The 9,032-nt window shown below is 62.2% G+C and carries 2 protein-coding genes; both read left to right on the top strand.

Going from position 1 to position 9,032, the window contains the following annotated elements; all coding sequences use genetic code 11:
- Positions 1 to 8,447, top strand: an 8,447-nt coding sequence (locus QMX98_RS28740; protein ID WP_282411750.1) for an immunoglobulin-like domain-containing protein, incomplete at its 5' end; no start/stop codon positions are given.
- 147 nt (positions 8,448 to 8,594) lie between these two features.
- Positions 8,595 to 8,933 (top strand): tryptophan synthase subunit beta, encoded by a 339-nt coding sequence (locus QMX98_RS28735; RefSeq protein WP_102594831.1) that lies wholly within the window; start codon positions 8,595 to 8,597, stop codon positions 8,931 to 8,933.
- Positions 8,934 to 9,032 lie beyond the last annotated feature (99 nt).

Raw genomic sequence — 9,032 nt, 5'->3', positions numbered from 1 at the left:
CTCCGGTGACCGGCTCGCCGGTTGTCGTGACCTTGTCCAACGGCCAGACCATCACCATTCCGGTCGGCTCGAGCAGCGCCAGTGTGGACTTCATAACGCCAAACGACGCATTGGCGGGCGGTGGTTCTCTGAGCGTGAAAATCGACGACGCGAAGGGTGGCAACTACGAGAAGCTGGACATCGACGGCAAGTCGGCAGACACCTCGATTACTGATTCCGCAGACACCACCACCGTCAGCCTGAGCGCTACCGACTCGGTCGCGGAAGGCGGTTCGATTGTCTATACCGCGACGTTGACCAATGCTGCCGGCACCCCGGTCACTGTGAACCTGTCGAACGGTGCCGTGATCACCATCGCGGCCGGCGCGACGGTCGGCTCCGTGACGGTCAAGGCGCCTGCCGATGACGTCTACAAAGATGCCGGAAAAGTCGAAGCGACCATCAAAGACGCGACTGGCGGCAACTTCGAAAACCTGGTCACCAGCCCGGGAGCGGCGGTTACTGAAGTCACTGACACGATCAATACGTCGACCGTCAGCCTGACTGCAACTTCCTCTGTCGCCGAAGGCGGCAACGTGGTCTACACCGCTTCCGTCACCGCGCCGGTCACCGGTTCGCCGGTCGTCGTGACCTTGTCCAATGGCGAAAAAATCACCATTGCGGTCGGCGAAAGTAACGCCTCGATCACCGTCAAAGCGCCGAACGATGCCTTGGTCGGCCACGAGCCGCTGACCAACGCCATCAAGGATGTGACGGGGGGCAATTACGAGAGCCTGGTCGCCGACAAGACCCCGACCTCGACCGCCATCAGTGACACCCTGGACACCACCAAAGTGACCATGACCGCCAGCAACTACGTGGTCGAGGGCGGCACCATTACGTACACCGTCAACCTCAGCAATGCCGCCGGCACCGACATGACGGTCAAACTGAGCAACGGCGAGAGCGTCTTGATCAAGGCCGGCGACAAGTCGGGCCTCATCACCGTTCCGGCGCCGAGCGATGACGTCTACAAGGACGGCAGCAAAATCACCGTTGGCATCGCCAGCACCGACGGCGGCAATTTCGAAAAACTCGACGTCAGCAAAACCACGCACACCACCACCGTCAACGACACCGTGGATACCACCACGCTCAAGCTCAGTGCCGATGTGAGCACCGTCGGCGAAGGTGGTCAGATCAACTACACCGCCACGTTGAGCCATCCTGCCGACACGGCCATGACCGTGACCCTGAATAACGGTCTGGTGATCAACATCAAGGCCGGCGAGTCCAGCGGTTCGGCGCCGTACACCGTGCCAAATGACGTCTACACCGGCGCCTCGCCTGTTCGGGCAGCGATCGCAGACAGCACGGGCGGCAACTTCGAAAAACTCGACACCGACCGCTCCGCCGTCGTCACCAAAGTGACCGACAGCGCGGACGCCACGACGTTGAGCTTGAGCGCTACTGATTCGGTCGCTGAAGGCGGTTCGATCGTCTACACCGCTAACGTGACCAACGCGGCCGGCACGCCGGTCACCGTCACCCTTTCGAACGGCGCGGTGATCACCATCGCCGCCGGCGCCACCAGCGGCTCCGTGACCGTCAAGGCTCCGGCCGATGACGTCTACAAAGACGCCGGCAAAGTCGAAGCGACCATCAAGGATGCCACTGGCGGCAACTTTGAGAACCTGGTGAAAGACCCGGCTGCCGCTGTGACCAGCGTCACCGACACGATCGACACCTCGACCGTCAGCCTGACCGCCACGCCTTCCGTGGTCGAAGGCGGCACCGTGGTTTACACCGCATCCGTCTCTGCACCAGTGACCGGTTCGCCAGTAGTGGTGACCCTCTCCAACAACCAGACCATCACCATTCCAGTTGGCTCGAGCAGCGCCAGCGTGAACTACGTTGCGCCAAACGATGCCCTGGCGGGCGGCGGCTCGCTGAGCGTCAAGATTGATGATGCGAAGGGCGGCAATTACGAGAAGCTGGACGTCGACGGCAAGTCGGCGGATACCTCGGTCACCGACTCGGCGGACACCACCACACTCAGCCTGACAGCAACCGACTCGGTCGCTGAAGGCGGTTCGATCGTCTACACCGCCAACCTGACCAGCGCGGCCGGCACGCCGGTCACCGTGAACCTGAGCAACGGCGCCGTCATCACCATCGCCGCCGGCGCCACCAGCGGCTCCGTGACCGTCAAGGCACCGGCCGATGACGTCTACAAAGACGCCGGCAAAGTCGAAGCAACCATCAAGGATGCCACTGGCGGCAACTTTGAGAACTTGGTTAAAGACCCGGCTGCCGCTGTGACCAGCGTCACCGACACGATCGACACCTCGACCGTCAGCCTGACCGTCACGCCTTCCGTGGTCGAAGGCGGCACCGTGGTTTACACCGCATCCGTCTCTGCACCAGTGACCGGTTCGCCAGTAGTGGTGACCCTCTCCAACAACCAGACCATCACCATTCCAGTTGGCTCGAGCAGCGCCAGCGTGAACTACGTTGCGCCAAACGATGCCCTCGCGGGCGGCAGCTCGCTGAGCGTCAAAATCGACGACGCCAAGGGCGGTAACTACGAGAAGCTCGACGTCGATGGCAAGTCGGCGGACACCTCGGTCACCGACTCGGCGGACACCACCACACTCAGCCTGACAGCAACAGATTCGGTCGCTGAAGGCGGCTCGATCGTCTACACCGCGAACCTGACCCATGCGGCCGGCACACCAGTCACCGTAAACCTGTCGAACGGCGCGGTGATCACCATCGCCGCCGGCGCCACCAGCGGCTCCGTGACCGTCAAGGCGCCGGCCGATGACGTCTACAAGGATGCCGGCAAGGTCGAAGTCACCATCAAGGATGCCACTGGCGGCAACTTCGAAAACCTGGTCAAGGACCCGGCTGCCGCTGTGACCAGCGTCACTGACACGATCGACACTTCGACCGTCAGCCTGACCGCCACGCCTTCCGTGGTCGAAGGCGGCACCGTGGTGTACACCGCGTCCGTCACCGCGCCAGTGACCGGTTCGCCGGTTGTCGTGAGCTTGTCCAACGGCCAGACCATCACCATTCCGGTCGGTTCTAGCAGCGCCAGCGTGAACTACGTTGCGCCAAACGATGCCCTGGCGGGCGGCGGCTCCCTGAGCGTCAAGATCGACGACGCCAAGGGCGGTAACTACGAGAAGCTCGACGTCGATGGCAAGTCGGCTGACACCTCGGTCACCGACTCGGCGGACACCACCACGCTTAGCCTGACAGCAACCGATTCGGTCGCTGAAGGCGGTTCCATCGTCTACACCGCTAACCTGACCAACGCGGCCGGCACGCCGGTCACCGTCACCCTGAGCAACGGCGCCGTCATCACCATCGCCGCCAACGCCACCAGCGGCTCCGTGACCGTCAAGGCGCCGGCCGATGACGTCTACAAGGATGCCGGCAAGGTCGAAGTCACCATCAAGGACGCCACTGGCGGCAACTTTGAGAACTTGGTCAAGGACCCAGCGGCAGCGGTCACCGATGTGACCGACACCGTCGATACCTCGACCGTCAGCCTGACCGCGACTTCGTCCGTGGCCGAAGGCGGCACCGTGGTTTACACCGCATCCGTCTCTGCACCAGTGACCGGTTCGCCAGTAGTGGTGACCCTCTCCAACAACCAGACCATCACCATTCCGGTCGGCGCGAGCAGCGCCAGTGTGAACTTCATCGCACCGAACGATGCCTTGGCCGGCGGCAGCTCCCTGAGCGTCAAGATCGACGACGCCAAAGACGGTAACTACGAGAAGCTGGATGTCGATGGCAAGTCGGCCGACACCTCGGTCACCGATTCGGCAGACACCACCACTCTGAGCCTCACAGCAACCAATTCGGTCGCCGAAGGCGGTTCGATCGTCTACACCGCCAACCTGACCAACGCGGCCGGCACGCCGGTCACCGTCACCCTGAGCAACGGCGCCGTCATCACCATCGCCGCCAACGCCACCAGCGGCTCCGTGACCGTCAAGGCTCCGGCCGATGACGTCTACAAAGACGCCGGCAAAGTCGAAGCGACCATCAAGGACGCCACTGGCGGCAACTTTGAGAACCTGGTGAAAGACCCGGCTGCCGCTGTGACCAGTGTCACCGACACGATCGACACCTCGACCGTCAGCCTGACCGCCACGCCTTCCGTGGCCGAAGGCGGCACCGTGGTTTACACCGCGTCCGTGACTGCGCCAGTGACCGGTTCCCCGGTTGTCGTGACCCTCTCCAACAACCAGACCATCACCATTCCGGTCGGCGCGAGCAGCGCCAGTGTGAACTTCATCGCACCGAACGATGCCTTGGCCGGCGGCAGCTCCCTGAGCGTCAAGATCGACGACGCCAAAGGCGGTAACTACGAGAAGCTGGATGTCGATGGCAAGTCGGCCGACACCTCGGTCACCGACTCGGCGGACACCACCACGCTTAGCCTGACAGCAACCGATTCGGTCGCTGAAGGCGGTTCGATCGTCTACACAGCGAACCTGACCCATGCCGCCGGCACTCCGGTCACCGTGACATTGAGCAACGGCGCAGTGATCACCATCGCCGCCAACGCCACCAGCGGCTCCGTGACCGTCAAGGCGCCGGCCGACGACGTCTACAAAGACGCGGGCACGGTCCAGGCGACCATCAGCAACGCCACCGGTGGTAATTTCGAGAACCTGGTCAAAAGCCCGGCGGCGGCCGTCACCAACGTCACCGACACCCTCGACCGGACCGAAGTCAGCATCACCGGCAGCACCTCGGTGACTGAGGGCCAGACCGCCAGTTACACCGTCAGCCTGACGAGCCCGGCGCAGACCGAAGTCACCCTGAAGATCACCTACAGCGGCACCGCCGCCGACGGTTCGGACTTCACCGGCGTGTACACCGTGAAAATTCCGGCGGGTGCCAGCACGGCGAATTTCAATGTTGCGACCTTGGACAACAGGATCACCGAGGGCACCGAAAACTTCGTGGTCAAGATCGACTCGGCCACCGGCGGCAACTTCGAGAACCTGGCGATCAGCGCGTCCAACGGCAGCATCAGCACTTCGATCATCGACAACGATGCGCCGCCCGTGCTCGACCTGGACGCCAACAACTCCAGCGGCGCCACCGGGGCCAACTACAACGTGACCTTCACCGAAGGCACCACGGGCCAAGGTGTATCGATCGGCGACACCGACCTGAAAATCACCGACCCGGACAGCACCCTGCTGACCGGCGCGACCATCGTGCTGACCAACCGTCAACCGGGCGACGCGCTGAACCTGGGCAACAGCGTCAACGGCATCTCCATCAATGCCAACAGCAAGGACGGCACCGTCACGCTGACGTTGTCCGGCAATGCGACGCTGGCCGACTACATGCAGCAGATCAAGAACATCAGTTTCACCAACAGCAGTGAAGACCCGAGCACCGTGCCGCGGATCATCACCGTGACGGTGACCGATGGCAGCAACTACTCCAACACTGCGACCACCACCGTCAACGTCGTGGCAGTGAACGATGCGCCAACCGCCGCGCCGGTTAACCTCACCGGCACCGAGGACACCCCGCTGATCCTCGGCTGGTCGACCTTCGGCGTCAGCGACGTCGACAGTCCGGCCGCCAGCCTCGGCGTAAAAATCACCGGCCTGCCGGGCGAAGGCAAATTGCAGTACCTGAACGGTTCGACCTGGACCGACGTGACGACCAATCAGACCCTGTCCAAGGCTGACATCGACGCGGGTAAAGTGCGCTTCCTGCCGGATGCCAACGAGTCCGGCGCCAATGGCTACGGCGGCACCGGCGTCGGCAACAATCTGGCGGACTACGCACAGATCAAGTTCCAGCCTACTGACGGCACGACGTTGGGCAACATCGGCACGATCAAGATCGACATCACGCCGGTGGCTGACGCGCCGTCCTTGAGCGTGGCGGACAATAGTGTCAAATCCACCGGGCTGATCAAGGAAGTCTGGACCGGCCTGTCGGGCCTCGGCACTGATGGCAGCGGCGCGGCGTCGAACACGCTGAAGTCGGTGATCGATGCGGCCGGCAAACCGAACAGCAGCACCACCGTGACCAACGTGCAGTCCGACGGCAGCGTGACCGCTGGCACCGCATCAAAAACGTCCGGCCTGATCTACCTTGAAGCCGGCAAGACTTACAGCTTCAGCGGCACCGGTGATGACAGCCTGCTCGTGACCATCGGCGGCAAAAACGTGGCCAGCGCGCTCTGGGGCGCGGGCGGCAACCTGAGCGGTTCGTTCACCCCGACCGCCAGCGGCTACTACACCCTGGATATCTACCACCACAACCAGAGCGGCCCGGGCAGCTATGACGTCAACCTGTCGGTCAACGGCGGCGCGGCGGTCGACCTGAGCAGCGCTGGTGTGCCGCTGTACACCGGCGTGGCAGATCTGGCCGCTTCCGGCGTGACAGTTTCCGACCTGCACGGCACCAACGGCGAAGGCTACTACGACGGCTACAAGCTCAACGAAGCGGCCGAAGGCACCAGCGTTCACCTGTCTGCGATCAAAACTGCGCTCACGGATACCGACGGCTCCGAAAGCCTGGTCGTGAAGATCAGCGGCATCCCGGCGGGCTCCGTGCTCACCGATGGCGCCGGCCACACCTTCACCGCCAGCACCTCGTCGGGTGAGGCCAACGTCACTGGCTGGAACCTCGGCTCCCTGACCGTGACCCCGCCGCCGTACTACAACGGCCAGTTCAACCTGACCGTGACCTCGACCTCCACCGAAGTTCTCGGCGGCTCTGCGGCCAGCACCGCGACAATCCCGGTCACGGTTTACCCGGCGGTCTACAACGCCGTTACTGCCACGGCGGCCGATGACACCATCACCGGCACCGACGGCAACGACATCATGGTCGCCGACATCGGCGGGCTGACCGTGGTGCCGGGAACCAACTACAACATCGCCTTCATGGTCGACAGTTCGGGCAGCATGAGCGCCTCGTCGATCAGCGCCGCCAAGGACTCGCTGACGTCGGTATTCAACACCCTCAAGCAGAGCATGGGTGGTAATTCCGGGACGGTGAACATCTTCCTTGCGGACTTCGATAACCAGGTCAACAAGTCTGTCTCGGTGAACCTGAACGATCCGAATGCACTGATCCTGCTCAAAGCGGTGCTGGATTCCATGTCGTCGGGCGGCGGCACCAACTACGAAGACGTATTCAAAACCACGGCGAACTGGTTCCAGAGTGCCGACGCCATGGCCAACACCGGGGCGAAAAACCTCACGTATTTCATCACCGATGGCAAGCCGACCTATTACCAGAGCGGTGAGCAGACCAACCCGACCCTGTTCGGCAACGTGAAGCTCGATGATGTGATCACCACCACCAATTACAAGTTGGGGCAGACCTACTCCGGTTATCTGGACAGCACTCACTACCTGAGCATCGATAACTCCGGCACCGTCACACTGCAGACGTACAAGAACTCGTGGGGCGGTTACTGGAGCAGTTCCGAACTGGGCACCATTCGCGCTGAGGGCAACGGCACTTACGAGCTGTCCTATCGCGACGGCAACGGCAGCAGCACTGGCTCCAGCGCCATCGACAACTCGACCAACGGTTTCGCGCTGCTGGACAAGGTGTCGACGGTTGAAGCCATCGGCCTGAACAAAGACGTCACCCTCAGCGACCTCAAGCCATACGACTCGGACAAGACGCCGCAAACCAACATTGATCCGAAAGACCTGGCCAACTCGATCATCGGTCACACCGAAGCGACCATGCCGGGTGCCGACACGGTCAATGGCGGCAATGGTAACGACATCCTGTTCGGCGACCTGGTGAGCTTCAACGGCATCGCCGGCGAGGGTTACCAGGCGGTGCAGGCGTTCGTCGCCAAAGAAACCGGTGTGGACGTCAGCAAAGTCACCACCAGCAACGTGCACCAGTTCATCACCGAGCACTACAGCGCATTCGACGTGTCCGGCGCCCATGACGGCAACGACACGCTGTTGGGCGGTTCGGGCAATGACATTATCTTCGGCCAGGGCGGCAACGACCTGCTCGACGGCGGCAAGGGCAATGACATTCTGCTCGGCGGCTCGGGTAACGATTCGCTGATGGGCGGTCAGGGTAACGACATCCTGATTGGCGGTTCGGGTGCCGACACCTTCGTCTGGAAGGCTGGCGACACCGGCAACGACGTGATCAAGGACTTCAAGGCCAGCGAAGGTGACCGCATCGACCTGCGCGATCTGCTGCAAGGCGAAACCGGCAGCACCATCGACAACTTCCTGAAAATCAGCACCGTGGATGGCGTGTCGTCGCTGCAAGTCAGCTCCGGCGGCAAGTTCAACTCAGGCGATGCCGCGGCCGCAACGCCGGATGTGACGATCAAACTGGAAGGCAATAACTGGTCCAGCGCCAACCTGAACTCGTTGATTGCCGGCAGTGACCCGACCATCAAAGTCGATCACAACAACAGCTGATCCCACGAAAAACGGCCGCCCTTATGGGGCGGCCGTCACGTTGTGCCCATCCCCCCGGTGACGATTTCGTCGCCGCACCGCATACTCGTGCCCAGTTGGCCTATGCTGCTGACAGCATGACGCTGGTTCATTTCTGAGGGATGCTCAATGTTCTACGTGCAACGAGATGCGCAAGGTCAGTTAGTGCGCGTGGAAGCCGCGGCCTACGCCGAAGCCACGGAAACGCTGCCGGCCGACAACCATGAAATCCAGGCTTGGTACGCCAACGAAGCTGTGGAAAAAAGCCTCAAGCAGCTAAAGACGAGCGACCAGGAAATGATCCGGGTACTCGACGACTTGATCCAGGTGCTGACCAGCAAAGGCGTTATCCGCGTCACCGACCTGCCGGCCGCCGCCCAGGCCAAGCTGATGGACCGGACCCAGGCGCGTGAGGCGTTGGGTGGGTTGAGTCACTTGATTGATGATGATGAGACGGGGTTGATTTAAACCTCAGCCTTCGATGTTGGCTGTGCTGACGCCTTCGCGGGCAAGCCTCGCTCCTACAGGTTTACGCCAACGCACGACCTTGTAGGAGCGAGGCTTGCC

The organism is Pseudomonas sp. PS02303 (assembly GCF_029959925.1).
In the GTDB taxonomy this organism is placed as follows: Bacteria; Pseudomonadota; Gammaproteobacteria; order Pseudomonadales; family Pseudomonadaceae; genus Aquipseudomonas; species Aquipseudomonas mandelii.
Note: the sequence above shows the minus strand (reverse complement) of the source record. Positions and strands in the feature narration are given on the sequence as shown.